We start from the raw sequence: 23,815 nt of genomic DNA on the forward strand, positions 1-23,815 counted from the left end.
CCCGGTAACACAGCATCAGCATCCGTTTTATAAACACATCTATTCCCTCTCATATTGTTTCCGCTTTGTAAACACACCTGTTTGCTCACTTCCGAACCGATTTATAAACACATGTATCAGCGTTCAGCCTTTGAGTCACTCGCTGAACGTGCAACAAAAACACCAATATCAATAATTTCTTGCACGTCATGGTATTTGTTGTACACTCCGAGTTGTACAATCAATGTCCTCTACATTGAAAACATCATGGAGAACAGAATGAAACGAGATTACGGTGGAGTAGGCTCGATAGCGCGACGAGCTGGCATATTACTTGAGTCAATGAGCCGGGACATTGAAGATCAACGCAAAGAGTTTAACCTTACAGAATACTTCCAGACCTTTACCCGGAACGCAGTAGCCAAATTACCCAAGCTAAGCCGTCGCATCGTGGAGCAGGCCATTAAAGAAATGGAAGATGCAGGCTACGATTTCAACAAGAAACGCGTCGGAAATGTTGAGCAATATGCTCTTACAGTACAGAATGTTATTGATATTTACGCCCACCGCAAGATCCCGAAGTATCGTGAAATCCATCAATCGCCTTACGTTATTTTCGTCGTTAACTTGAAAGGCGGCGTATCCAAAACCGTATCAACTGTAACGCTGGCGCACGCGTTGCGAGTGCATCAGGATTTATTGCGTCACGATCTGCGTATTCTGGTTATTGACCTTGATCCGCAGGCATCCAGCACCATGTTCCTCGATCACACGCACAGTATTGGTTCCATTCTTGAAACCGCCGCGCAAGCGATGCTAAACGATGTCGATGCTGAAACCCTGCGTAACGAAGTGATACGGCCAACCATCATTCCAGGTGTTGATGTTATTCCGGCTTCTATCGATGATGGTTTTGTAGCCAGCGCATGGAAGGAGCTGGTTAGCGAGCACCTGCCGGGCGTAAACCAGTACGAAGTGCTTCGCAAAATCATTATCGATCGTGTGGCTGATGACTACGATTTCATCCTGATTGATACAGGTCCGCACCTCGATCCATTTTTACTAAACGGTTTGGCGGCAAGTGACCTTATTCTCACCCCTACTCCGCCGGCGCAAGTCGATTTCCATTCCACGTTGAAATACCTTACCCGCTTGCCTGAAATGCTGGAAACGCTGGAAGAAGAAGGCATTGAACCGCGTCTGGCTGCCAGTATTGGTTTTATGTCGAAAATGACTGGCAAGCCCGATCACCTGGTTTCACATAGCCTTGCTCGTGAAGTCTACACAAGTAGCATACTGGACTCTTCCCTGCCACGCCTGGATGGCTTTGAACGTTGCGGAGAAACGTTTGATACGATTATTAGTGCTAACCCAGCATCTTATCCCGGTAGCAACGACGCGTTAAAAAAAGCGCGTACAGAAGCAGAGCATTTTACGAAGGCTGTGTTTGACCGTATTGAATTCCTGAGGAGCCAATCAGCGTGAAGAAAAAAATAGTAGCTCGCGGGCGAAACATTTTAGGTAGTGATAGCTCGGATTTTATCCGTAGCCTCGAAACCAAAGAAGCAGAGAAGGTATTCACCCTTAAGTCCGGTAATCAGGCCAAGTTCACCCTCTCAACCATTTTGAATGGTGATATTGAAGAGAAGACATTTGTCGATCCAGCTGTTAACGGTCGCGACCAAAGGTATGTAACCCCTGAGTCAGTGAGCGACATAACGCGAACTATCAACCTGCAGCAATTTTTCCCAGCAATCGGCCGAGTTATTGACGGTTGTATTGAAGTGTTAGATGGTTCCCGGCGCCGGGCGGCATGTATCTTCAGTGGCGCGAAATTCGAAATTCTGGTTACAGAAGATGAGATAAGTCTTGAAGATGCTCGTCAGCTTGCCAAAGACATTCAGACCGCGCGTGAGCATACGCTTCGTGAGATAGGTCAAAGATATCAATTTATGTACGCAAATGGCATGTCTAAGGATGAAATTGCGCGCGTAGAGGACGTCTCACCGGCCAGCGTTTCCCGCGCGTTTCAAGCTGCTTCTGTGCCAGCTGAAATGGTCGAGTTATTCCCGGTTATCAATGAACTCTCCCTTGCTGATTACCAGCTGCTGTTAAAAATTTCAGAGGACTTAGATAGCAAAGGTGTGCCTCTGTCTGATTTGCTCGGAAAAGTTCAGGCAGACATCAGTGCAGCAAAAGTTGAAAGCATAAGTAAGTCGCTAATTATGGACTCTTTTAAACGCCATTCGAAGCAGCTGAAGCCAGCGCCAGTGAAAACTGTACAAACTGAAAAACTACGTGAGTTTGAAGACAAAAAGCAGTTTGCCCGGAAGAAAACCGATCCGTCTAAACGCTTAGTGACCTATGAATTTGCCCGTCTTCCTGCTTCAGTTCAGGCTGAGTTAGATGAGGCCATCAGGCTGGTTATGGGCAACATGCAGTCCTTCGAAAAATAAAAAAAGTGGGAATTTAATGTGTGACTCCACTAAAAAGTTCCCACTACATTTTCAGTCCTAACTATCTAAAAAACTAGGTTTTTTGTGATTTCTTTCAGTATGAAATTCCCTGTCGCATCGCTTGAAGTTTTATAAAGCACAATGGCGTAATTTTTGGAGAAACAAAATCAATGGAACACTCGACAATTTCTGAGGCTCTAATTGGTGGTGTTGTTTGCGGCACTATCGCGGCCGGATTTATCTGGCAATTATTCAGACCTTGGAAACTTGAATGGCTCTGGTTAACCTGTTTTATCCTTACCTCAATCATTGTATTTTTCTTTGGTCCCTCTATGCCAAACCCATTCATGATGTAGAAGTACAAGGAGATGTGCCATGACCGTGAGGCTTTATTACAATGCAGCAGATAGACGAGCCCAAGCGAGCAATGAATGGCATGCTGAGTGGATAAGTAAACGTGGCGGCTTTGTTGAATAAATCAGATTTCGGGTAAGTCTCCCCCGTAGCGGGTTGTGTTTTCAGGCAATACGCACGCTTTCAGGCATACCTGCTTTCGTCATTTTGTTCAGCGCTCGTACCAGGGCCATAGCCTCCGCAACCTGACCATCGTAGTCACGCAGCGTCAGTGAACCCCCGAACAGCTGTTTTACCCGGTACATCGCCGTTTCCGCTATCGAGCGACGGTTGTAATCTGTTGTCCATTTCCACCGCGCATTACTCCCGGTCAGCCGCTGATTAGCCACTGCACGGTTACGGTCTGCATATTCACCGGGCCAGTAACCCGCACCTTTTCGGGGCGGGATAAGCGCGCTGATTTTCTTACGCCGCAGTTCATCGTGACAGAGCCGGGTGTCGTAAGCGCCGTCTGCCGATGCTGCCCTGATTTTTCTGTGAGTCTGCCGGATAAGACCCGGGAAGGCTTCTGAGTCCGTCACATTGTTCAGCGACAGGTCTGCACAGATGATTTCATGTGTGTTGCTGTCAACTGCCAGATGCAACTTTCGCCATATACGACGGCGTTCCTGGCCATGTTTTTTGACTTTCCATTCGCCTTCACCAAAGACCTTCAGCCCGGTGGAATCAATCACCAGATGCGCGATTTCACCTCGGGTGAACGTTTTGAAACTGACATTAACCGACTTTGCGCGCTTGCTGACACTGGTGTAATCCGGGCAGCGCAACGGAACATTCATCAGTGTAAAAATGGAATCAATAAAACCCTGCGCAGCGCGCAGGGTCAGCCTGAATACGCGTTTAATGACCAGCACAGTCGTGATGGCAAGGTCAGAATAGCGCTGAGGTCTGCCTCGTGAAGAAGGTGTTGCTGACTCATACCAGGCCTGAATAGCTTCATCATCCAGCCAGAAAGTTATGGAGCCACGGTTGATGAGGGCTTTATTGTAGGTGGGCCAGTTGGTGATTTTGAACTTTTGCTTTGCCACGGAACGGTCTGCGTTGTCGGGAAGATGCGTGATCTGATCCTTCAACTCAGCAAAAGTTCGATTTATTCAACAAAGCCAAACGTGGCTTGAAAGCTCGCCTTTGGACTGACAAAGCGATCAGTGAATTTCTCGGTGCGCCGCTCAGTGCAGGCCCGGTAAAAGCCTGGAAACAGAAGGAAGTGAAAAAAGTCGAAGCGACACCCGCTTTCAAAACATGGCTGGAACAACGTCGCGCATGGCTGGTTGCGCGGGGTAAAATATCCTCTGATACAGAGTTGCCTTGCCACCTGGACGCTCCGATAATTCCAGGTAAACAACATAAGGAATCATAATATGAACAAAAAGCCTCGCTATGCTGTCATGCTGGATGGGGATAAAACCGTCTATAGTGGAAATAGTCGGTTTGTCGCCTGGACGTTCTGGCTGATGAACCGTCATCGTAGGGCTATCGCATATGATTGCGGAGTTTGGGTTGTTGAACCAGCCTACTGGATCCGTGTCGTTTAATCTGCTTTTGCAATGTGCAGCTGCTTCATGTCATGCCTAAGGAGTTATTTTGAAATGGATTAATTTTTTACAACGTCTTCTACAACGTTTTTTCCCCAAAAAAAATGAAATAATTGAAGTGAAATACATTGAAAGGGATGAAACAAGAGTATTACCAGACATCCCTGAAAACGTCATAGCTGCCTGTCAGACTCTTCAGGTGAAGCTGGATTCTGTTAAGAATAATCCATTTTTGGAAATTAGTTTGATTTATGGATTTCTTGATACTTTTGGCGAGTTTGCATCAACCTTTACAGTATGTCAGAAAGGTTGCAGCGCCTGTTGCAAAATAGGTGTCGAAATGACGGCATTAGAAGCAAGTTTTATAGAAAAAAATACATCCCACAGAATTGTATCTAACAAGCAAAGAAAATTAAAAACCAATACAGATTGCCCATTTTTAACTGATGGAATCTGCTCCATATATGAATATCGACCTTTCAATTGTAGAACCTTTTTCACAGTAGATAACCCTAAGTACTGCGAAACACCAAACGAACCTCATAGGACATATGGGAGTTTAGGTGGTCAAGACATAAATATAATTTATCAGTTCCGAAACTATATTGACCAACTAAATGGGAAGAGGAAGAAGAGTGATATAAGATTCTTCTTTGGGAATCATAAAGGAATAAAATAGCCAGGCATGGAAATATTTCAGTCCAGTTCCGCTGACAGTGCGTGTTTTGCGCGCTGTTCCACTGGCTCCGGCTATGATATGTCACAGTTTTGATTTTATCCAAAAAGGCCGCATCGCGGCCTTTTTAGTGAATCAATTGTTTGCTGACAACGCTTTTTAATTCCAGAAAGGATCGTTTTCCCAACCTTGCGGGAAGCCGGTATCAGCCATATACAGCTGCGCCGCATGGCTACCAGCAAAAAGACGAAGAAGATCACCCTTTAAGTCAATGCCCGCCAGGTCTAGTGTCTTAATCATTTTGTGTATCACGCAGACCGTCAAGTATGGTCGATACTGGTGAACTGCGGGTATGGTCAACTCACTGGCTATCTGGCTTGGAATCGCAAGTTTGGCGTTCCACAGTCGGCTATGATGCGCGGCACGATTTCTTACGTCACGCAGACGCTGAACCCAGTTCGTCAGCGAATTGAAATCATTTGCACCAAACTCATTTGCGAGTGTATCCAGCAGAGTGTTATGAGGTGCTGGCAATCCCTTAAAATATGAGAAATCAGTCGCACTGAATATCTTGAAAAGACAACCGATAGTAATTACCTCACTGGCAATCCAGAAAGGGGGTAGATTAGAGAATTGCGGATGCGAATTATTGTGGTATTTTTTCCTGTAATTTCTCGCGTAAAGCTCCCCTTCCTTATTAAAGTCACCTTGTATTCTACTTCGAATGTCATCAATAATTTTAGTGCCTTTCGCTGTATAGAAAAAAGTATTATCAAGATACCAGAAAGGGTCATTTGAGAATGCGGAAAGTGTATGGTCAAGCCTGCTTCTGAGCTTAACTTCAAGCCGCGCAATTACGCCAAACAACAGTACACGAAGTTTTTCGTCGAAGCGGTATAGCTCAACCCCATATTCAAAATACTCATCTTTTCTGTAATGTTTTCCGCCCGGACTTGCCGGATCTAACAGAGGATGGAGATAAATTTTAAAATGGTAATAGCTTATCTGGCTGAGCGTATTTTCTGCTTCAGCCTCGTCCAAAAACTCAAGCTTTTTGCTCTTGAGGTCGTTAATCAGATCGGCAGGTGTACGGTAAGGCTTGCTGTAAAGGGTTGTCGGCATCGCAGCATCATCCCTGAATAGGCAAAAAAAAAGCCCACTAACTTCCCCAAAGGGTTGTTGCAGGCATCATTAATACTAATACTACTCCATTTGACAAACACGTCAACGGAAATTACTCAAAAAAGAGCAATCAATACATCCTCTGGGCATAGATAGTTCTGTCTAGTTACCTGCCATTTCCCTTCAGCAGCGCCACCGCCTCATCGCCTGGCATCTGGAACTGCACCCGGTGCCGTGCCGCGACATCGAGCGCAAACACTTTCGTGTAGACCTCCGTCGAGCTGATCGACTTGTGTCCCATCAGGCTCTGCAGCACCTTCAGCGGGATGCCGGCATACAGCATATGCATCCCGTAGCTGTGACGGAACGTGTGCGGGGTAACCGGTACCGAAAACGTCACCCCGTCGGCGGCAGCCGCATCAACGGCTTCACTTATCCAGGTCCGGACCGTTCTGTCGGTAATTTCCCAGATGCGTGCTTTCTCGGTTCTGTCTGTGCGTTTATTACGGCGCTCCAGCGGAATTTTAAGCGTGGCCACCATCATCTCCAGCTGGCTGACATAGTTCGCATCGGAAAGCGGAACGATACGATGAGGCAGGCTACCGGCCGGAGCACGGCCGGCCGTTCTGGTGGCTTTTTCGGTCCGCTGTTTGAGCGTGGCCAGCTGCACGAACGGGTAGGGCGGTGTCAGGGAAAAATCACTCCGGGTCAGCGCCAGCGCCTCGTTAATGCGCGCGCCGGTATTCCAGAGGGTTGCCAGCAACATCTTGCGGTGGAGATCGGGTACATAGTGGAGCAGGGCACTTACTTCCGGCGCCAGCAGGTATTTCGGCAGTTCGTCCTGAACGAGCGCCATCTGACGCAGGGCCAGCGCCGCTGGATAGTCGATAGAAACAGGTAACTGAGCACCTGTTGTCGAATACCCTCCCAGGGTTACAAGTCCGGTCATCAGGATGATTCTCCGCCAGGGGATATGCGCAGTGCTCCCGCAATGATTTCCCGGTTCTCTTCATTACGCCAGTTACCAAAATAGTCCACTTCCAGACGCAGGGAATGATCTGCAGCCTCTATCAGATCCGACACTTTCTGCAGGGCGCTATGCAGCTGCTGCGCTGATATCACGCGTGGCACATCATGCTCATCCACACCGTTGCGGTGTACCAGATCGTTTCGCCAGTCTGCGATGATACCCAGCGGCTCAATTGGCCAGACGGGCGGTATATGAAGCACAGTCCCGAAATAGCGCTCAATGGTTTTCACGTTATGAAACGTCATACTCGCAACAACATTCTTTGCCACAGGGCGGAACTTGGTAAGCTCCATCTCGCGGGCCGCCTGCTTCTCTTTCTTGCCTACCTTAGCAAAAGGTAAGTAATACTCTTCAAAGTATCTCTCGAGCGGCCTGTCCTCTTCCAGCAGAGCTCTGGCGCAGTACATCAGGTACGCCTCCATGACCGTCACGGCATGGACGAAAGACATTCTGTACACCAGTTCAGGCTGCTTTTCATCAAGCAGGGCATGGAGCTTCTTCAGCTCCTGGCTGGCGTGCAGGTAACGCTGATGAACATTGTTCAGGGAAGCCACAAACAGCCCGTGTTCATGATCCCACTGAGCCTGATCGGCGAGATACTCCTGTTCCCAGTAGTACAGGTTAGCGGCCTGTTCCCATTCTTCTGAGCCGGGGACAACATCCGGATAATTTTCAGCAAGCCATTTATCAAATCGTTCAGATTCAATATCCATCATCTGGTCTTTCATGCTTCCCATAATGCCAGTACCCTTCTGTATGGTTCTGTAAATGAAAAATCCAGCCGGTCATACTGCCGCATCGTCTCCACGGAACGGTTCAAAAGCCAGCAGGGCGTCCGCCCTGGAGGCCAGCTCGATACAGTCCCCGCACTGCGGGTTAATCTCTTCATCAATGGCCTCGTTATACCGCATGCGCAGCCGCCATCCCGTCACGGGAGGCGCGTTCTGTATGGCCAGCACCATCCCTTCCGGCGACAGCAGTTCACGGAGGGTGTAGCAGGCGCCAATCCGGGTCGAATCCCGCAGCCACATCACGGGGTACTCACTGACCAGCTGGTCATACACACATTCCGGCGTATGGAAATAATTCCCGTCCGCCCTGCATAAATCACACATTCGCGTTCCTTGTATCGAGAAATCCCGTCAGGCCGGGTCCGGCATAAAACGGCCTGGCTCAAACGGCCAGCGCCTGTCGCCCTGCGAGTACACCTCGATCCACGCCAGTGTCCCGTGCTCAAAATACAGTTGATAACCGTCATCGGCACTGAGGGTCAGCATCCCGTCAAAACAGGTATCGGTTCGCGTACCGTCACCCATCCAGCGAAGCAGGCGGCCTTCAGCGGAAATCTCGTAAAATTCACAATCGCAGTCTAGGTCGTCGGTCTGAAAGTCCGTCCCGGTGACTCCGTCAGGCATCCGGTACCGGAATCTGACCGTATCAAACATTCCCATAATTTTGCTTCCTTAAATTGCTTAAAAATCCCGCCATTCATATTCTTTTTGCGACCTAGCGGCACCAGTCTGGTCTGGGCGGTAGTTCTGAATAATTTGAACAATCCTCAGTGCCTAGAATGAACGACGCATGATCGAAGCCCTGTGAGAGGTCATATTCACTTGCTCCTACTGGTAAGCTCAAATATCCCCCAATCACTGAAGAGGGAGCCTGCCATGATGCGCAGCCATCAGAGAGCCAACGCCAAGCCAGCTCGTTTCCTTGCACGTCCAGCAACTGAACCAGTTCTTTGCCGTAACTATTCGCAGTTTGATATACCCAGACAGAATTCATGCCCTGGCTAATAAGGCCCCGAATAACTTGATCAATATCCATTTAATACCCTGTTAAATAATCCCACCACTAAATCATTACCTAATGACACACCTGACAGTCACAAATCGGGATTTTATCTATTGTCATTATTCTCTGGCTGATAATAAGCAGCCATATAACCACGTCATTAAATTACCGGATAGCCGTTCCGGTGAGATCCGATTTTTACGCTATTGCGCAGTTTCCGGAAGTGTACCACGGTCAGGGAATAACCATATCGCCCTTTTATGGTGGTGAGCGGCCGGTCACGGGGCAGGGGAAGGACACAACATATAGCGTCACAGCCAGCTGAGAACACCGCTACATCTTGTGTTGCCGGGCCGCAGCGCGCCGGAGGCCGGAAAGCAGATCCGGAACAACATCTTTTCGGATCTCAGGAGAGGAAGAGAGAGATTATTGCAGGATAAGCACAAAAAAGAGTGAATTGTTGTGATGAGTGGATTATTGCTGTAAATATCGCAATTCAAATTAATTATTAACAACAAAGCAATTTAACAGCGACCCCATCCGGGGTCACCTTAATTTTGCTCAGCGATGTTCAAACCGCACCACTGGTGTATCGGTAATTTCCATCTCCATTTCCCAGAGCGTTTTCATCACACCTTCAAGTGGATCACCGTTGCTGCGGTAGAAAGTGTTAAAAAGGGTTCCATCCGGATACCTGAACAACCTGAGTTCACCAAAGGATTCAGCACTGACCATAAGTGAAAATTTCTGTTCGGAATTGAGGACAAGGTAAATAAGACAGTTATTGATCCTGAAGGGCAGAGAGCGGCTACCTCTGGCCGATACATCAACATGTATGCTAAACGCGTCATGCCTTGCCGGCTGGTAGACCAGCTCCCTCAGTTCTTCGCTGAAGCGGGAACCATAGATCATCAGAATGTAGTTATTCTGATCAGCGGACCGTTGCGCGACTTCCATTAAGAGCGTTTCGAGATTATTGACCTCAATTGTTAATTTAGCCTGTGATTTCCACAGTTCATAATGCAGTCTGTGGAGAATATTTCTCTTCACTTCTGATACCGAAGGAAAATCTCCGTAGACATTCTGATTAAGATCTCTGGCAACATAATCTTTGGAAACACCAACAGGAATGTATCTCACCAGCCAGTTGCGATCACATTCTGAATTTTGAGTAAACGTGAAGTATTTAAGCAGAACATCTTCAGACAATGCCCCAGGAAGTTCGTTTGTAAGACGAGTATCAGTATTTCTGAGTCGCTCCTGGTCTACTTCAGCAGCAACGATATCTGCCGTTTTACTACGGTTGAAGACATCTATGTATTTATCCAGAACATCATTAAAGAACACCACATTCGTTGCATAATCCGCTTCTGAAATAATATAACCTTCATAAGGAACTGAAGGGTCTCGTTTCAGTCGTTCAAGAATAGAAATTATTCTGTCTTTACTGAAATAGGAAAACAACCTTCCCGCCAGGGCTTCATTAACGCGCTGCGTAACCTGTTCAGCTGGTCGCGCGAGCTTTATGGCCAGTAAGGAGAACGCTCCGTAGAGGCTGCCAATATCCTCATTTACTCCTGTATACACCCGCCCGGGAATGTAAGGCCTTTCATTATATGAGTTCATAACCTCAATGGTTTCGGATAACCCGCTGTACCAGCTTGTATTCGTATGCAGATTACAGTGCTCAATTCTCAGTATCATGTCAATGATATCGACAGAACATCTGAATGCAGGTGTCAGCGTGTCATGTGTATCTCTATCTTCATATAATTCAGACATAATGAGATGATTTACAAGATCGGCTAAGTCTATATTTTTTTGCGGTTCAAAATGAGCAATAAGATACCCTGCCATTAACAACCGCAAATCAGATAAGGCATTTGCAAACATAATGGACAAAGCCGCATCTTTTTTATACATGCTGCCCCTGAGTAACATATCCCACTGCGGTTCTGTCTCCTTCAGGGACAGATAATCCGGAGTCAGGAAGAAACTGTGCCAGCGGTACTCTTCCTCCCAGTACCGTGTAAACCGGTTCTGATTAAACCAGAGGCAGAGAACGTCGTGAGCATATCGCACGGAAGAGGCATTATCGGCAACCACTGACGGAATAAGAAGCCTGACGGTATTATGCAGATGATACATCAGGCGGCCAGTAGAATCTTCACTCCCGGGTTTGCCAGTGATCGTGGTCATACTCCAGCCTTCCCACAGTCCGATGAACTCGCGGATAAGGGCCTGGTGAGTCAGCTCCTGGCTGGCCGAGAGGGGGCCCCCCAGTCCCGCTTTCCAGTCGTTTAACACATGCCACACCCTGAAAAGCGAAAGTAAAAACTGTCTGAAATCGGTAAAACACGTGCTCTGTGTTTTTCTGTACACATGCAATGGAATGGCCATCGATTCACGGAAATATTCGCCTGAATATTCCGTTGATTTTACGGATTCACGAAAAAACTTTCTCAATTCATAATGGAATGAATCACTGAAAGTATGGCTAAAACCTGATTCTTTTACTTCATCCAGATAATTTTTATCAACCCCGTAATTGTAACTTCTTTTGATAGAGGTATAGGTATCTGTTAATCTTTCAATTCCTGCTCTGAAGACGCTAATATTTTTATCATTAAGTGCATCGTAAGCCTCACCAAAGAAATCAAAAGTAATATCATCCAGATCCCTTTTCTTCTCAGGGCGTCCTGTTATAATACAACGGATAAATAACCACCGCCACAATCCTGAAACAGGCTTGATATTTTTCAATGACATTAAAGTCAGTTCACCGGAACGAACACCAAAGGAGGGCAGAATGATAATTTCCGCATCCTGCCCATCTACCGCCTCTAGCCTTCTCAGCAGAAATAAAAATGGCCTTATATAAATGTCTGTAACAACATCACCTTTACTGACATTAGATTTAACATGAAGCATCTCGTTTTTCTCAGAGATTGAGTAAGGCAGTATTTTAATATTACCGAGGTAATTTTCACCTACGTTAGCCCCCGGGTAGCGCAGCCACGCCAGAATATATGCTTTTTGTATGTAGTCATCCACTATCTGAGACAAAAAAAACTTATTCAATAGTCGATCGCGCTTGCTCTCATCCAGGACATTCAGACTGGAGACGAAGAACCAGATAGACAGAATAATATTGAAAAGCATCCACACAAAAGCAGTAACGGCGAAAGCTGTATTAAGATATCTGTCACCAACAGATAACATCATACCGCCCACCACAATAAATGCGGCAAGTGACAGTCCACTCAGACCAGAAAACAAATATCCGGAATGAAGTTGATATGCTGACTGAATATGCATCCTTGCTGATTTTTTTTGAAACAGAACACTTATAAGGCCCACGACAAGTGGAAAAACGATACCGATAATAGTCAACTGGCTACCCAGTAAATTAGACATCCAACCTGAAAGCGTGGTAATGCCCTTAAAATGCTGCAGAGCGAAAGGTTGTAATACAGGGCGAAAATATTCGACCACGCAAACAGCCCCGAAGGCTGCGGACCAGAGGACCAGCATAGCCCGGATGTAATGGGTGGTGCAGGCAATAAGTATTCTCTCCACCCGGTTCCAGCGAAGTTTTTTGTAATCCTGGTTCGACTTCAGGCTCCGTCGGAGTTCAGCTCTCACCTGCCATGAGACACTTTTAAGAAGTTTTCCAAACATAGATATCCTGCGTGTTCCATAAGAAATTTTATGAATAATAAGCGGTAGGGACCTTTTTTTCTCTGGAAAATGTCACCCGATGCCCTTCGTGCAAAGTTCGTCACCCTGTTATCCGATTTAGACAATTTTCGGATCTGCGCGGCGGGAATCCCTCAAGAGATATGATAATCAAACCAGACGCATAAAATCATACTGAGTGTGATATTTATCATTAACCAAATAATCATATCTGATATGATGTTTGTCACATAGGAACTAAATCATATAGAGTATGATTTTTAACATAACGGGACATCTTCAGACGGAGCGTGCAGGATGGATGAGAAAGAAGTGAATTTTTCACTCAGCTATGAACAGCTGGCCGCGACAACAACAGAGGTCATTGAAGCTATCAAAAAGCGCCAGGATCAGACGACGGCAGCGAAAATTTCCAGTGTGGAAGCTGTCATATTTCTGTGGTCTGAGCTTGCTAAAGCAGGGGCATCCGACTTCAGCCCGGTACAGGCTGACCTCCGTCGTTTTCAGGAACGTGTAGCCGGAATGAAAGAATGAATGGAACGGTAAAAAGCCGACGTCCGTCACCGCTGCAGCGGCGGGTGCTGATTGTGCTGGCCGCCCTCGATGCGAAACGTCCGGGGCCGGTGGCGACGCGGGATATCGAGCGGGTGCTGGAGCAGGGCGGGGACGCCCCGGTGTACGGGCCGAACCTGCGCGCCTCCTGCCGGCGCATGGAAGCTGCGGGCTGGCTGCGCACCCTGCGCGCCCCGAACCTGCAGCTGGCCGTCGAGCTGACGGAGGCCGGTCGCGGCATTGCAGAACCGCTCTTCCAGGCAGAACGCGAGGCTGAAACGGCACGACAACGGCTGACAGACGTCCGGCGTCTGCCGTTACGCCAGACGGCTGCCGGTGATGCGGTGGCGCTGCAGCTGGATGACGACCATTACACCATCAGGGAAGCGGCCTACGTGATCCGTCCGGACGGGTCCACCTGCCTGCAGCTGACGGATGCCGGCGGCATACGCCGGATAAAAGAGGGCGATCCCCTGCAGGTGGCCAGCTGGTATCAGACCTGTTTTGATGCAGGACTGCCGGTCACCATCCAGGTGAATGAGAGCCGGGACTGACCGACACCACATGCAAGGAATGAGAACAGAAGAATGAAATTAACAGAACCCAAACTGAATACGCTGATCGATAATCTGAATGCCCTGATTTGTGAGGACAGCCTGCTGACGCGCCAGGAGCGCGAGGATTTGGTCCGGGCCGTCGCCGCCATCGGTGCCATGAAAGCGCGCGTCAGTATGAAGAAGTCCAGCGTTCCGGCAGCGTCGAAACTAAAGGAAGAGAAACAGGAACGTGTGCCCGACCCACGTTTTCCGCATGCCGGCGAACCCTGGCGGGAAGAAGAGGGGACGATGCTGCTTGATGCCCTCGAATCCGTACCGGACGAAGAGGTGGGCGTTCATCTGTTCTGGCTGGCCGAAAAGCTGGGGCGTACCCCCTACAGTGTGGCCTGTAAAATAGCGGTTCTCCGGGACATGCCAGAAGAGTGGAAAGATCAGTACCGCAAGGTTTCGGATGATATCCGCAAGTCAGGCCTGAGCATCAGCGATTATGTTCAGCATAACGGGCTGAATTAACCGCTTTCCGTCCTGTTCTGTCGGTACACGGGGTTGTCTCATAGACAGATCTGAAGCGTACCACTTAAGATAAGCGACTTCTTCCCGGTGCTATTGCATAAATTACATGACCAGACAGGAATGGCTGTTATGCCTCAGACGCTGTACTTCCAGAGACACGCTTGAAAAAGTGATAGAAAAAAACAAATACGATCTGACCGACGACGAACTGGAACCCTTTAAGGAAGGTGCGAATAAGCAGATCATGTCTTCCCAAGCTGACTCGCTGATTAAAATTTCGCGGATCTGGGCCGATTTTTTTCCCGCAAACACATCGAATCAGCCTATTTAGGCTATTTTTTCCACCATTTCTGGCGTTATTTCCGGTTTTTACTGAGATCTCTCCCACTGACGTATCATTTGGTCCACCCGAAACAGGTTGGCCAGGGTGAATAACATCGCCAGTTGGTTATCGTTTTTCAGCAGCCCCTTGTATCTGGCTTTCACGAAGCCGAACTGCCGCTTGATGATGCGAAACGGGTGCTCCACCCTGGCATGGATGCTGGCTTTCATGTATTCGATGTTGATGGCCGTTTTGTTCTTGCGCGGATGCTGCTTCAAGGTTTTTACCTTGCCGGGACGCTCGGCGATCAGCCAGTCCACATCCACCTCGGCCAGCTCCTCGCGCTGTGGCGCTCCTTGGTAGCCGGCATCGGCTGAGACAAATTGCTCCTCTCCATGAAGCAGATTACCCAGCTGATTGAGGTCATGCTCGTTGGCCGCGGTGGTGACCAGGCTGTGGGTCAGGCCACTCTTGGCATCGACACCAATGTGGGCCTTCATGCCAAAGTGCCACTGATTGCCTTTCTTGGTCTGATGCATCTCCGGATCGCGTTGCTGCTCTTTGTTCTTGGTAGAGCTGGGTGCCTCAATGATGGTGGCATCCACCAAAGTGCCTTGGGTCATCATGACGCCTGCTTCGGCCAGCCAGCGATTGATGGTCTTGAACAATTGACGGGCCAGTTGATGCTGCTCGAGCAGGTGGCGGAAATTCATGATGGTGGTGCGATCCGGCAGGGCGCTATCCAGGGATAATCGGGCAAACAGGCGCATGGAGGCGATTTCGTACAGGGCATCTTCCATGGCACCGTCGCTCAGGTTGTACCAATGCTGCATGCAGTGAATACGCAGCATGGTCTCCAGCGGATAGGGCCGTCGGCCATTGCCCGCCTTGGGATAAAACGGCTCGATGACAGCGGTCATATTCTGCCATGGCAGAATCTGCTCCATGCGGGAGAGGAAAATCTCTTTTCGGGTCTGACGGCGCTTAGTGCTGAATTCACTATCGGCGAAGGTGAGTTGATGGCTCATGATGTCCCTCTGGGATGCGCTCCGGATGAATATGATGATCTCATATCAGGAACTTGTTCGCACCTTCCCTAAGCTTGATATTAATTACGCACACTTAACAGCAATTTAATAAATTTCACAATGGAAGAATTTATATGATTGTAGGACTTTTTTTAAGAAATTTTAAAATTTATAAAAACATGAATTTTATCCCATTTGTCACATCTGAAAAAGATAGGATGTCTATTTTTGCTGGTGATAATGGAGCCGGTAAATCAACTATACTAGAAAGTATTCATTGTTTGATGAATAACATAGATAGTAAGGAATGGGCTTATACAGTAGGCCAAAAGAAAGATAGTGCACATATTTTCCCTTTATTTTTAATAAAAAAATCAAATTGGGATGATGATGATCCTCAAATGGCAAGGATTTCCCACTATTTTTGGGAGCATCATTTTAATGAGATGCCAGCGAATGAAGTCACAAAAAGTTTCATAAAATATAGAAACAAGCTAAAGGAATGGTATCACCCAAGCGATTATTATCTCATAGCGATAGGCAAAGATTATGAAGGTAATATACTGCTTACTACGACGTTCCATAATAAAATTAGTAGTGCAACAAAAAAAGATGGTGTATCTAAAGATAAAATAATAAGTATATTTAAAAGGATTTTAGAAAGATATCGTTACATATATCTTCCTGTTGAAAACAAGATAAGTGATGTACTTTCTTTGCAGGCGCAAGAGATGCAAGGAATGATGGATAAAACCGTGTCAGATGAGATTAGGCAATTACTTTCATCTAAAGATCATTCATTACCGTCAAAAGAAAACCCAATTCTTAAGCCAGGGAGGCCTCGCAAAAAACCATTAAAATATAGCGTTATAGATTTAATCAATCAGAAGTTAGAATCCTACATTGAAAGTTTAAATAAAAAAATACCTGAAGGTTATAAATTCGAATATAAAGGAGCAATTAAAAGACCTATAAAACCTACAGATATACTTGACTCAATTTTCGTTAAATATTTCTCACTTAGGCCTTTATCAAAAAATTCTAAAAGTATCAATAACTTAAGTTCTGGTGAGCAACGCTTGGCTTTAATTGATATTGCAACAACCTTACTATCAACCAAGGAGGAAAAAGAAAAAGAAGTAATATTGGCGATTGATGAGCCTGAAGTTTCTCTGGAATCTGCACATCGTTTTGAGCAGTTTTGTAGCTTGATCGAATTATCTGAAAAATATGGTCGACAAATATTTGTTACAACACATTGGTATGGTTTGGTCTTGAGACCTATTGAGGGTTCATTACATTTTGTTTGTAAGAGTGAAAATTTAAAAATAGAAAGTTTTCCATTAAATAATCTTCAAGAAAGTAGACGCGCTTTCCCAAATTCTATAGAAATTAGAAGCTACTTTGATTTGATGGCGTCCATGCTGACTCTTCTTAAGAAGAAAAGTTATAACTGGATATTTTGTGAAGGAACAGAGGATTACTTATATCTCAAACGCTATTTAGAAAATAGAGTTAATAATTTATATATATTACCATTTAATGGGTGTGGAAATATTAAAAAAATATTTGATTTTCTTCAGGTTCCATTTTCTGACTCACAAGAAAACAAAGAAATCAAAGGCAAAGTTATGTGCCTCATTGATACAGACGATAAGAATGTAATTCGTATTGACGGCTATAAGAAGAGTAATTATAAAAATAAACTCGGCTTTTTAGGTTAAGTTTAAATAATGACGAAAGTGGTCTAATTTCAATTGCGTCTACTATGGGGATTAATACTGAAATTGAAGATTTGCTTGATCCTGCAATTTTTTGGGACGTGCTTCACAAAATTAAAGAGCAAGATGAAATTCTACATGAGTTTTTAAGTTTTTACAAATTAAATGAAGAGATGGATTTTGTTAATCTAAGCGGTGGTGTTGCTTTTTTAAAACCAACATCAATTGAAGGGTATGAAAAGAAAGAAGAATTTTATGAATATTTAACTTCTCAAAGAATGAAATCATTAATATCAAACATGTATGTTAAAGATCTAAATAATTTGAGGGTAAGAAAATGCGATAAATGGCTCACAGATATAATCGATTTCTTCGAGAATGGAGATGAACAAAACATAATGGAATAAATGGACATTTTTGGCGGAAGATCACAGGAGTCGAACCTGCCCGGGAACGCTGGCGTCCCCAACTGGATTTGAAGTCCAGCCACCTCACCGGAGATGACGATCTTCCGCGCCTGCATTGCTACATGGAGGCGGGGCGCATTATAGCTACTTTCAGGCATTTACCACATACCCCACACCACTTTTTTCACCTCTCTTTTGACCTGTACCCCCCTGTTTCAGTTAATTCTTAAGAAAATCCTCAGGTTAGCCTTTCGTGCTCTCCAGTATTTACCGCGATCACAAAAAACAAGAAACGTAATCTGCTAATCAGAAAACGCAATACCCGCTCCTGAAACAATGGTTTAAAACTCTGTAACCGGTCTCAGCGCCCCCTACAGCGTGAAGGATAAAAAAAGATGAGCGAAGTATTGTCAGTAAAAGAGAAGATTGGCTACGGCATGGGTGACGCCGCCAGCCACATCATTTTTGATAACGTCATGTTGTACATGATGTTTTTCTACACCGATATTTTCGGCATTCCCGCCGGGTTTGTCGGCACCATGTTCCTGCTGGCGCGCGCGCTGGATGCGATCTCCGACCCGTGTATGGGGCTGATCGCCGACCGCACCCGCAGCCGCTGGGGCAAGTTCCGTCCGTGGATTTTGTTTGGTGCCATCCCGTTCGGCATCGTCTGCGTGCTGGCCTACACCACGCCGGACCTCAGCCTCAACGGCAAAATGGTTTATGCCGCCGTGACCTACACGCTGCTGACCCTGCTCTATACCGTGGTCAACATTCCTTACTGCGCGCTGGGCGGCGTGATCACCAGTGACCCGACGCAGCGTATCTCCCTTCAGTCCTGGCGCTTTGTGCTGGCGACGGCGGGCGGCATGCTCTCTACGGTGCTGATGATGCCGCTGGTGAAGCTGATTGGCGGCGACGATAAGGCGTTCGGCTTCCAGGGCGGGATTGCCGTGCTGTCGGTGGTCGCATTCCTGATGCTGGCGTTCTGCTTCTTCACCACCAAAGAGCGCATCCAGGTGCCGCCGAGCACCACCTCCATGCGGGAAGACCTGCGCGACATCTGGCACAACGACCAGTGGCGCATCGTCGGCGTGCTGACCATCCTCAACATCCTCGCCGTCTGCGTGCGCGGCGGCGCGATGATGTACTACTGCACCTGGATCATGGGCTCGCCGGAAGTGTTCGTCGCGTTCCTCACCACCTACTGCGTCGGCAACCTGATTGGCTCCGCGCTGGCGAAACCGCTCACCGACTGGAAGTGCAAGGTCAGCATCTTCTGGTGGACCAACGCCGCGCTGGCGGTGGTCAGCGTGGCGATGTTCTTCGTCCCGATGCACGCCACCGTGGTGATGTTCGCCTTTATCTTCGTCATCGGCGTGCTGCACCAGCTGGTGACGCCGATCCAGTGGGTCATGATGTCCGATACCGTCGACTACGGTGAATGGACCAACGGCAAGCGCCTGACCGGCATCAGCTTTGCAGGCACGCTGTTCGTGCTGAAGTTGGGTCTGGCGCTGGGTGGGGCGATGATCGGCTGGATGCTGGCAGGCGGCGGCTACGATGCGGCGGCCAAAACCCAGAACAGCGCGACTATCAGCATCATTATCGGCCTGTTCACCCTGGCCCCGGCGGTCTGCTACGTGCTGAGCGCCATTATCGCCAAACGCTACTACACGCTGAAAACCCCCTTCCTGACCAAAATCCTGGGCGAGCTGGCACAGGGCGCGCGCCGCAACCAGCAGGAGTTTGAAAACCTGCCGGCCAGCAAAGAATTGCAGAACTAAGAGGACGAGAGCATGAAAATCAGTGATGGAAACTGGCTTATTCAACCGGGTCTGAACGTGACCTGTCCGGTGCAGGTATTCGACGTGGAGCAGCAGGGCAATGACCTGGTGGTTTATGTGGCGCCGCGCGACGTGCGCGAACGCACCTGGCAACTCGACACGTTGATGTTCACGGTGCGCCTGTTTGCTCCACAGGAAGGGATTGTCGGGGTGCGCATCGAGCACTTCCAGGGCGCCCTGAACAACGGTCCACATTATCCGCTGAACGTCCTGAAAGACGTGAAGGTTGAGATCGAAAACAACGCCGAATTTGCTGAGCTGAAAAGCGGCAGCGTCAGCATGCGCGTCACCAAAGGCGAGTTCTGGGCGCTGGACTTCCTGCGCAACGGCCAGCGTATTACCGGCAGCCAGCTGAAAAATAACGGCTACGTGCAGGACAGCAATACCCACCGCAATTACGTTTTTGAGCGTCTGGATCTGGGCGTGGGGGAAACGGTCTATGGTCTGGGCGAGCGCTTCACCGCGCTGGTGCGCAACGGCCAGATGGTCGAGACCTGGAACCGCGACGGCGGCACCAGCACTGAGCAGTCCTATAAAAATATCCCGTTCTACCTGACCAACCGCGGCTACGGCGTGCTGGTGAATCACCCGGAAAATGTCTCGTTCGAAGTGGGATCTGAGAAAGTCTCTAAGGTACAGTTCAGCGTTGAAGGCGAATATCTCGAGTACTTCGTGATCGACGGCCCGACGCCGAAAGAGGTGCTGAACCGCTATACGCAGTTCACCGGGCGTCCGGCGCTGCCGCCTGCCTGGTCGTTCGGCCTGTGGCTCACCACCTCGTTCACTACCAACTACGACGAAGCGACGGTGAACAGCTTTATCGACGGTATGGCCGAGCGCGACCTGCCGCTGCACGTCTTCCACTTCGACTGCTTCTGGATGAAGGCCTTCCAGTGGTGTGACTTCGAATGGGATCCGGTGACCTTCCCGGACCCTGAAGGAATGATCCGCCGCCTGAAGGAGAAAGGGCTGAAGGTCTGCGTGTGGATTAACCCGTACATTGGCCAGAAGTCGCCGATCTTCCAGGAGCTGAAAGCGAAGGGCTACCTACTCAAGCGCCCTGACGGCTCCCTGTGGCAGTGGGACAAATGGCAGCCGGGGCTGGCGATTTACGACTTCACCAACCCGGACGCGTGCCGGTGGTATGCCGACAAGCTGAAAGGCCTTGTGGACATTGGCGTCGACTGCTTCAAAACCGACTTCGGCGAGCGTATACCGACGGACGTGCAGTGGTTCGACGGGTCCGATCCGCAGAAAATGCACAACCACTACGCCTACATCTATAACGAGCTGGTGTGGAACGTGCTGAAAGAGACGGTGGGGGAAGAAGAGGCGGTGCTGTTTGCTCGCTCGGCGTCAGTGGGTGCGCAGCAGTTCCCGGTGCACTGGGGCGGCGACTGCTACGCCAACTACGAATCAATGGCGGAAAGCCTGCGCGGCGGGCTGTCGATTGGCCTGTCCGGCTTCGGTTTCTGGAGCCACGATATCGGCGGGTTCGAAAACACCGCCCCGGCGCACGTCTACAAGCGCTGGTGCGCGTTCGGGCTGTTCTCCAGCCACAGCCGCCTGCACGGCAGCAAATCCTACCGCGTGCCGTGGGCGTACGATGACGAGTCCTGCGACGTGGTGCGCCACTTCACGCAACTCAAGTGCAAGCTGATGCCGTATCTGTACCGTCAGGCGACGCTGGCGCGCGAGTTCGGCACGCCGATGCTGCGGGCGATGATGCTGGAGTTCCCGGACGATCCGGCGTGCGATTACCTCGACCGTCAGTACATGCTGGGGGATGCCCTGATGGTCGCTCCGGTGTTCTCCGAGGCGGGGGACGTGCAGTTCTACCTGCCGGAAGGCCGCTGGACGCACCTGTGGCACAACGACGAAATCCAGGGCAGCCGCTGGCATAAGCAGCAGCACGATTTCATGAGCCTGCCGGTCTACGTGCGCGACAACACGCTGCTGGCGCTGGGCAATAATAACCAGAAGCCCGACTACGCATGGCACGAGGGGACGGCCTTCCAGCTGTTTAACCTGGATGATGGCGCAACGGCAGTGAGCGAAGTGCCTTCTGCGAACGGCGCGGTGGCGTTTACGCTGAAGGCATCGCGTCAGGGCGACATCGTGACCTTTACCGGCACGGGAGACGCGCAAAACTGGTCGGTGTGTTTGCGCAACGTGCAGACGGTGAGCGGCGTGAAGGGCGGTTCGCAGGCGGGCAGCGAATGGGGCGTGGTGGTGAAAGCCGAAGGGAATGAGGTGGTGGTTCAGCTCTGAGGTGGAAAATGCCCGGTGGCGCTTCGCTTACCGGGCCTACGGTAATTATGCGCTCTGATGCCCTCACCCTGACCCTCTCCCACAGGGAGAGGGAACCAAAACCTCGTAGGCCGGGTAAGGCGAAACCGCCACCCGGCTTTTTACTGTGCCGGCGCCACCGCCGACACCACGCCGCCCGTCATCGTCTGCTCTACCTGCTGCTTATCCATATTCACCGCGCTCAGCTTGCCGTTCACCGTTGGCTTCAACGGGGCATTCGCCTGCACGCTGCCGCTGGCGGTGAGCTGAATATTGCCGTCGCCCGTGATCGGCAAAGCAGGCCAGCCCCACTGCGGCAGCACATTGAGCGGTACGCCGCGCCCGTTCAGGCTCACCGCGGTCTGCCGCTGCGGCAGCTGGGAAACGGTCGCCGTGGCTTCCAGAATACCTTTCTCGGTAAACGCGCTCAGGTCGGTAATGTTCACCGTCGCGGCGTTAGCATTCAGCGCCAGCGACGGACGGCGCACATCCACGCGGTTAAAGGTCGCCGCCGCGCCGTTCAGGGTTGCGCTGCCGCCCCAGACGCCCCACTGGCGATCTTTCACCAGCTGCAGGTTTGCGCCATAGCCGTCCAGAGAGGTGATCTGCCACGGGAAGGCAGGATCGATGTCGATCACCAGGTTACGGCTCAGGCCGAATTTTTGCAGCGTGACGCTGTTCAGCCATTCCGGCAGAGGCGCCATCCACAGCGTTTTCCAGTTCTGCGGCAGGGTATACTCCAGCCCGGCAATGGCGACATCGTCCAGCACCAGCGCTTTACCGTCGCGCAGCCAGTTACCGGACGTGCGCACCATGCCGCCTTCCCAGCGGGAGGTGAACTGGCGCAGCGCCATGCCCTGCGGGGAAAACTCCGCATTCAGGATCGGATCAAAAAGATGCAGCGAGCCGTAGATAAACTCGCTGGCGTTCATCGACAGGCGGCCTTCCTGGCTCTGCCAGTCACCTTTGCTCAGCGTCAGGTTGCGCAGGCTTAAATCGAGGTCGGTCACCGCCCAGTCCGGGCCCTGAAGCCGGGCGTCGGTCACGTCCAGACGACCAATCTGCAGAGAGGGGATAGTGGCCAGCGGCGCGAAGAACGCGGTCAGCGTTTTATCGCTCTGCAGGCGGATCTCGTTCAGGCGCATCGTGTCGATAATCCAGCTCCCGTCGGCGTTGCGCAGGGCCGAGCCGGTGAGCGAGCCCCGGGCCATATCGGCGCCAATCGTATTCAGCACCACTTCCTTGCCGTTGAGCTGGCCCTCAATCAGCACGTTGGTGGCCGGTACGCCGTTGAGGGTTAGCGAGCCTGCGCTCATCTGGATCTGCGCGTGATTACCCAGCACGTTGCCCGCTTCCGGCTGCCACGGGCTGACGCCGCCCGTCACCTTCTGCGCGCTCAGATCCCATTCGGTATTCGGGCTGTTAAAGGCCATATTGTTCAGCTGCAGGCGATCCGCCTGAAAGGGCAGCGGCGCGGTCTGCGGGGAGAGATTCAGCGTGCCGTCGAACAGGGTGATGGTGTCCATGTGCAGCGGATCGGTTATCTGGCGGCTGCTGAGGCCGATATCCACTTTTTTGGCCACCAGCGAGGCGGGTTTACCGTCCCGGCCGAAGGTGACGTTTTCCAGAATGATGTGGGATGGTGACGAAAAGCGGTGATTCATCTTGTCGAAACTGAGCTCGTAGTCGGTATTCACCGTTACCCAGCTGCTGACCTGAGTCGCGCCCCAGCGGGTCTGGAGCAGAATATAGAGCGCCAGTATCACAATGAGCAGGGCTACCAGAAGATAGACGAGTAGCTTTCCAATAAATTTCATGGTCTTCCATCCCGCAAAACGCACATAAGGGAGTTATGCACGATTTATGCGCAATCC

The 23,815-nt window shown here is 49.7% G+C and carries 21 protein-coding genes, 1 tRNA gene and 2 pseudogenes; 12 read left to right on the plus strand and 12 right to left on the minus strand.

Annotation, left to right across the window (positions count from 1 at the left end):
- The first annotated feature begins 258 nt into the window (after window positions 1-258).
- Both ACOTXF_RS20955 and ACOTXF_RS20960 read left to right on the plus strand, forming a co-directional pair.
- Entirely contained in the window at window positions 259-1,464 is a 1,206-nt protein-coding gene (locus ACOTXF_RS20955; RefSeq protein WP_004152349.1) for an AAA family ATPase, read from the plus strand.
- On the plus strand, window positions 1,461-2,435 hold the full coding sequence (locus ACOTXF_RS20960; RefSeq protein ID WP_004197750.1) for a ParB family protein: 975 nt from the start codon (window positions 1,461-1,463) through the stop codon (window positions 2,433-2,435). Before ACOTXF_RS20955 ends, ACOTXF_RS20960 begins: the two co-directional genes overlap by 4 nt.
- Window positions 2,436-2,953: 518 nt before the next feature.
- Here the strand turns inward: ACOTXF_RS20960 and ACOTXF_RS20965 are convergent.
- Window positions 2,954-3,922: an IS5 family transposase gene (locus ACOTXF_RS20965; RefSeq protein WP_072269220.1), complete on the minus strand. Its 969-nt coding sequence runs from the start codon at window positions 3,920-3,922 to the stop codon at window positions 2,954-2,956.
- A 29-nt stretch (window positions 3,923-3,951) separates the two neighbouring features.
- Between ACOTXF_RS20965 and ACOTXF_RS20970 the strand changes: the two are divergent.
- Window positions 3,952-4,209, plus strand: a pseudogene (locus tag ACOTXF_RS20970) (hypothetical protein); the annotation flags it as partial.
- 224 nt (window positions 4,210-4,433) lie between these two features.
- The gene (locus ACOTXF_RS20975; RefSeq protein WP_004197775.1) at window positions 4,434-5,063 is read left to right on the plus strand and encodes a YkgJ family cysteine cluster protein; all 630 of its coding nucleotides are present in this window, start codon (window positions 4,434-4,436) and stop codon (window positions 5,061-5,063) included.
- A gap of 156 nt (window positions 5,064-5,219) precedes the next feature.
- Here ACOTXF_RS20975 and ACOTXF_RS20980 read toward each other — a convergent pair whose 3' ends face one another.
- From ACOTXF_RS20980 to ACOTXF_RS21015, 8 genes and pseudogenes are all read right to left on the minus strand, one after another.
- On the minus strand, window positions 5,220-6,182 hold the full coding sequence (locus ACOTXF_RS20980) for an Abi family protein (RefSeq protein WP_004197772.1): 963 nt from the start codon (window positions 6,180-6,182) through the stop codon (window positions 5,220-5,222).
- Between the two features lie 166 nt (window positions 6,183-6,348).
- Window positions 6,349-7,131, minus strand: coding sequence for a site-specific integrase (locus tag ACOTXF_RS20985; RefSeq protein ID WP_004197768.1), 783 nt, complete (start codon window positions 7,129-7,131; stop codon window positions 6,349-6,351).
- Window positions 7,131-7,949: a hypothetical protein gene (locus ACOTXF_RS20990; protein ID WP_004197776.1), complete on the minus strand. Its 819-nt coding sequence runs from the start codon at window positions 7,947-7,949 to the stop codon at window positions 7,131-7,133. Before ACOTXF_RS20990 ends, ACOTXF_RS20985 begins: the two co-directional genes overlap by 1 nt.
- Window positions 7,950-7,997: 48 nt before the next feature.
- Window positions 7,998-8,327: a hypothetical protein gene (locus ACOTXF_RS20995; protein ID WP_004197773.1), complete on the minus strand. Its 330-nt coding sequence runs from the start codon at window positions 8,325-8,327 to the stop codon at window positions 7,998-8,000.
- A 27-nt stretch (window positions 8,328-8,354) separates the two neighbouring features.
- Window positions 8,355-8,663 carry a hypothetical protein gene (locus tag ACOTXF_RS21000; RefSeq protein WP_047353182.1) on the minus strand — a complete coding sequence of 103 codons (309 nt, stop codon included), beginning with the start codon at window positions 8,661-8,663 and terminating at the stop codon, window positions 8,355-8,357.
- 55 nt (window positions 8,664-8,718) lie between these two features.
- Window positions 8,719-9,039 carry a hypothetical protein gene (locus ACOTXF_RS21005; RefSeq protein WP_004197770.1) on the minus strand — a complete coding sequence of 107 codons (321 nt, stop codon included), beginning with the start codon at window positions 9,037-9,039 and terminating at the stop codon, window positions 8,719-8,721.
- 127 nt (window positions 9,040-9,166) lie between these two features.
- Window positions 9,167-9,412, minus strand: a pseudogene (locus tag ACOTXF_RS21010) (hypothetical protein); the annotation flags it as partial.
- A gap of 155 nt (window positions 9,413-9,567) precedes the next feature.
- Complete coding sequence (locus ACOTXF_RS21015) at window positions 9,568-12,687, minus strand: hypothetical protein (protein WP_060415433.1); 3,120 nt, start codon at window positions 12,685-12,687, stop codon at window positions 9,568-9,570.
- A 315-nt stretch (window positions 12,688-13,002) separates the two neighbouring features.
- Here ACOTXF_RS21015 and ACOTXF_RS21020 point away from each other — a divergent pair, with 315 nt between their 5' ends.
- The 4 genes from ACOTXF_RS21020 (at window position 13,003) to ACOTXF_RS21035 (ending at window position 14,658) form a co-directional block, all read left to right on the plus strand.
- Window positions 13,003-13,239, plus strand: a complete 237-nt coding sequence (locus ACOTXF_RS21020) for a hypothetical protein (protein ID WP_060415434.1) — start codon at window positions 13,003-13,005, stop codon at window positions 13,237-13,239.
- Window positions 13,236-13,811: a hypothetical protein gene (locus tag ACOTXF_RS21025; protein ID WP_060415435.1), complete on the plus strand. Its 576-nt coding sequence runs from the start codon at window positions 13,236-13,238 to the stop codon at window positions 13,809-13,811. The genes ACOTXF_RS21020 and ACOTXF_RS21025 overlap by 4 nt, the downstream gene beginning before the upstream one ends.
- Before the next feature lie 33 nt (window positions 13,812-13,844).
- Window positions 13,845-14,327, plus strand: a complete 483-nt coding sequence (locus tag ACOTXF_RS21030) for a hypothetical protein (protein ID WP_045899846.1) — start codon at window positions 13,845-13,847, stop codon at window positions 14,325-14,327.
- 106 nt (window positions 14,328-14,433) lie between these two features.
- Window positions 14,434-14,658: an Hha/YmoA family nucleoid-associated regulatory protein gene (locus ACOTXF_RS21035; protein WP_077271630.1), complete on the plus strand. Its 225-nt coding sequence runs from the start codon at window positions 14,434-14,436 to the stop codon at window positions 14,656-14,658.
- A gap of 38 nt (window positions 14,659-14,696) precedes the next feature.
- Here ACOTXF_RS21035 and ACOTXF_RS21040 read toward each other — a convergent pair whose 3' ends face one another.
- Window positions 14,697-15,677: an IS5-like element ISKpn26 family transposase gene (locus tag ACOTXF_RS21040; protein WP_022652281.1), complete on the minus strand. Its 981-nt coding sequence runs from the start codon at window positions 15,675-15,677 to the stop codon at window positions 14,697-14,699.
- A 134-nt stretch (window positions 15,678-15,811) separates the two neighbouring features.
- Between ACOTXF_RS21040 and ACOTXF_RS21045 the strand changes: the two genes are divergently transcribed.
- A complete protein-coding gene (locus tag ACOTXF_RS21045) occupies window positions 15,812-17,401 on the plus strand; it encodes an AAA family ATPase (RefSeq protein ID WP_232927304.1) in 1,590 nt (529 codons plus the stop codon).
- A 44-nt stretch (window positions 17,402-17,445) separates the two neighbouring features.
- On the plus strand, window positions 17,446-17,805 hold the full coding sequence (locus tag ACOTXF_RS21050) for a hypothetical protein (RefSeq protein WP_232927302.1): 360 nt from the start codon (window positions 17,446-17,448) through the stop codon (window positions 17,803-17,805).
- Window positions 17,806-17,816: 11 nt separating this feature from the next.
- On the opposite strand, the gene ACOTXF_RS21055 is transcribed toward ACOTXF_RS21050, so the two are convergent.
- Window positions 17,817-17,911, minus strand: a tRNA-Sec gene (locus ACOTXF_RS21055).
- Window positions 17,912-18,200: 289 nt separating this feature from the next.
- Here ACOTXF_RS21055 and ACOTXF_RS21060 point away from each other — a divergent pair.
- Complete coding sequence (locus ACOTXF_RS21060) at window positions 18,201-19,592, plus strand: glycoside-pentoside-hexuronide family transporter (protein ID WP_150319639.1); 1,392 nt, start codon at window positions 18,201-18,203, stop codon at window positions 19,590-19,592.
- A gap of 12 nt (window positions 19,593-19,604) precedes the next feature.
- Window positions 19,605-21,923, plus strand: coding sequence for an alpha-xylosidase (gene yicI, locus ACOTXF_RS21065; protein ID WP_234115393.1), 2,319 nt, complete (start codon window positions 19,605-19,607; stop codon window positions 21,921-21,923).
- A 140-nt stretch (window positions 21,924-22,063) separates the two neighbouring features.
- On the opposite strand, the gene ACOTXF_RS21070 is transcribed toward yicI, so the two are convergent.
- Complete coding sequence (locus ACOTXF_RS21070) at window positions 22,064-23,758, minus strand: AsmA family protein (protein WP_232927299.1); 1,695 nt, start codon at window positions 23,756-23,758, stop codon at window positions 22,064-22,066.
- Window positions 23,759-23,815: the final 57 nt, after the last annotated feature.

Origin of the sequence: Enterobacter cloacae complex sp. IR53041, from assembly GCF_049238285.1 — a bacterium.
Classification (GTDB): Bacteria; Pseudomonadota; Gammaproteobacteria; order Enterobacterales; family Enterobacteriaceae; genus Enterobacter; species Enterobacter roggenkampii.

Excerpts from the sequence above, each read along its gene's own strand:
- ACOTXF_RS21035 (WP_077271630.1), top strand. The coding sequence starts at position 14,434 with ATGACCAGACAGGAATGGCTGTTATGCCTCAGACGCTGTACTTCCAGA.
- ACOTXF_RS21030 (WP_045899846.1), top strand. The coding sequence starts at position 13,845 with ATGAAATTAACAGAACCCAAACTGAATACGCTGATCGATAATCTGAAT.
- ACOTXF_RS21040 (WP_022652281.1), bottom strand. The coding sequence starts at position 15,677 with ATGAGCCATCAACTCACCTTCGCCGATAGTGAATTCAGCACTAAGCGC.
- ACOTXF_RS21050 (WP_232927302.1), top strand. The coding sequence starts at position 17,446 with ATGGGGATTAATACTGAAATTGAAGATTTGCTTGATCCTGCAATTTTT.
- ACOTXF_RS21015 (WP_060415433.1), bottom strand. The coding sequence starts at position 12,687 with ATGTTTGGAAAACTTCTTAAAAGTGTCTCATGGCAGGTGAGAGCTGAA.
- ACOTXF_RS20995 (WP_004197773.1), bottom strand. The coding sequence starts at position 8,327 with ATGTGTGATTTATGCAGGGCGGACGGGAATTATTTCCATACGCCGGAA.
- ACOTXF_RS20985 (WP_004197768.1), bottom strand. The coding sequence starts at position 7,131 with ATGACCGGACTTGTAACCCTGGGAGGGTATTCGACAACAGGTGCTCAG.
- ACOTXF_RS21020 (WP_060415434.1), top strand. The coding sequence starts at position 13,003 with ATGGATGAGAAAGAAGTGAATTTTTCACTCAGCTATGAACAGCTGGCC.
- ACOTXF_RS21000 (WP_047353182.1), bottom strand. The coding sequence starts at position 8,663 with ATGGGAATGTTTGATACGGTCAGATTCCGGTACCGGATGCCTGACGGA.
- ACOTXF_RS21045 (WP_232927304.1), top strand. The coding sequence starts at position 15,812 with ATGATTGTAGGACTTTTTTTAAGAAATTTTAAAATTTATAAAAACATG.
- ACOTXF_RS20955 (WP_004152349.1), top strand. The coding sequence starts at position 259 with ATGAAACGAGATTACGGTGGAGTAGGCTCGATAGCGCGACGAGCTGGC.
- ACOTXF_RS20980 (WP_004197772.1), bottom strand. The coding sequence starts at position 6,182 with ATGCCGACAACCCTTTACAGCAAGCCTTACCGTACACCTGCCGATCTG.
- ACOTXF_RS20990 (WP_004197776.1), bottom strand. The coding sequence starts at position 7,949 with ATGGGAAGCATGAAAGACCAGATGATGGATATTGAATCTGAACGATTT.
- ACOTXF_RS21070 (WP_232927299.1), bottom strand. The coding sequence starts at position 23,758 with ATGAAATTTATTGGAAAGCTACTCGTCTATCTTCTGGTAGCCCTGCTC.
- yicI (WP_234115393.1), top strand. The coding sequence starts at position 19,605 with ATGAAAATCAGTGATGGAAACTGGCTTATTCAACCGGGTCTGAACGTG.
- ACOTXF_RS21060 (WP_150319639.1), top strand. The coding sequence starts at position 18,201 with ATGAGCGAAGTATTGTCAGTAAAAGAGAAGATTGGCTACGGCATGGGT.
- ACOTXF_RS21005 (WP_004197770.1), bottom strand. The coding sequence starts at position 9,039 with ATGGATATTGATCAAGTTATTCGGGGCCTTATTAGCCAGGGCATGAAT.
- ACOTXF_RS21025 (WP_060415435.1), top strand. The coding sequence starts at position 13,236 with ATGAATGGAACGGTAAAAAGCCGACGTCCGTCACCGCTGCAGCGGCGG.